A 544-nucleotide genomic window follows, 5' to 3' on the forward strand; every position below is an offset into this window, starting at 1 on the left:
GGCAGCGAGTTAAGTACTCGCCCCAATCGCTTGGTTAAATGCCTCAATTTCCTTGCCGTAGTAGTGCATGGAGGTTTGTTCAATGGCATCTTCCAGTGGCAAGCCTTGTTTATAAAGATTTTCACAGTATTCAAACTCCTTGGGTTCCGTTGAGAACATGGCGCGCTTTACTGGTGAAGCAAAAAAGCGATGGTAGGTCACGTGCCCCCCTGCTTTGATGCGTGCGCAGCTGTAGCCTGCAATCGCTGAGGGAGCAAAGTTTTTGATAAGTTGCTGCTCATACTTTGAAAAGGCGTCGGGGTTTTGGGTTAGGTATTTATCAAAGCCTTCACCTTGGCGAAGAATGATGTGGATATCGGAGTTGTTGTAACACGCTTTGGCTTCTTCACTGCTAAAGAAGTCTTCAATGCCTTGAGTCACGGTACAAAAACTGCCGCCGAACTTACGCGCTGTGCGATAGCCGGTGTTGATGAACTCTCTGGCTTGCTCGTTAGCTCCAGACAGCAAACTCCACGCCTCTTCAATGATGCACATCTTTGGCGTC

1 protein-coding gene is annotated in these 544 nt (G+C 48.3%); it reads right to left on the reverse strand.

What is annotated here, in order from left to right:
* Positions 1 to 9: 9 nt before the first annotated feature.
* Positions 10 to 544, reverse strand: a 535-nt coding sequence (locus tag OH459_RS28145; protein WP_443088669.1) for a TraG/VirB4 family ATPase, incomplete at its 5' end; no start/stop codon positions are given.

This window comes from Vibrio sp. MM46, assembly GCF_027587135.1.
GTDB classification, from domain to species: Bacteria; Pseudomonadota; Gammaproteobacteria; order Enterobacterales; family Vibrionaceae; genus Vibrio; species Vibrio harveyi.